We start from the raw sequence: 494 nt of genomic DNA, 5'->3' as shown, positions 1-494 counted from the left end.
GGCGGACGGGCCCGGGCCGCATGGGCATACCCTGAGAGGCATGCCATACCGGCCCGGCTCACCCTCGCGTCGCCAGGCCCTCGCGCAGCATTTCATCCACGAGTGACGCGGCCTTCTCCTCGGCGGTTGCGCCCTGCACGCGCAGCGCGACGGACTCGAAACGCTGGGTATTGGCAACCACCCAGTCGATGTACTCGGGAATGGAAAGGCGCTCCACGCCGAAGGCGATGTCCTGCATTCCCTTCACGATTTGGACGGCCGTGCCCTCGAAGACACGTCCGTCGCGCATGATGATCATCATGACTTCTTCTCCTTCAGGTGAGTGCGCCAGCAACCGGACTCGATGATGGGGCGGCCAGCCAACCGCCCCTTGGGAAACAGGTATGCCTCGACGCGGCCGGCACCGTCGAGGGCAATGGACGTGCGCTGGTAGAAGCGAGGGTGGCCCTCGAGCCTGTCGAGCGCCGCCAGCATGAGCGCGTCGACTTCGTACA

At 65.6% G+C, this 494-nt stretch carries 2 protein-coding genes; both read right to left on the bottom strand.

What is annotated here, in order from left to right:
- Window positions 1-58 precede the first annotated feature (58 nt).
- A complete protein-coding gene (locus tag ACLEQD_RS45080) occupies window positions 59-289 on the bottom strand; it encodes a hypothetical protein (RefSeq protein ID WP_223738810.1) in 231 nt (76 codons plus the stop codon).
- A gap of 8 nt (window positions 290-297) precedes the next feature.
- On the bottom strand, window positions 298-494 hold a 197-nt coding region (locus ACLEQD_RS45075; protein ID WP_410392019.1), incomplete at its 5' end, for a gamma-glutamylcyclotransferase family protein.

Origin of the sequence: Corallococcus sp. 4LFB (assembly GCF_046520365.1) — a bacterium.
GTDB classification, from domain to species: Bacteria; Myxococcota; Myxococcia; order Myxococcales; family Myxococcaceae; genus Corallococcus; species Corallococcus caeni.
This window is presented reverse-complemented; position numbering and strand designations above follow the sequence as displayed.

Bases quoted from the DNA above. Each gene is read 5' to 3' on its own strand.
- ACLEQD_RS45080 (WP_223738810.1), bottom strand. From the start codon at position 289: ATGCGCGACGGACGTGTCTTCGAGGGCACGGCCGTCCAAATCGTGAAG.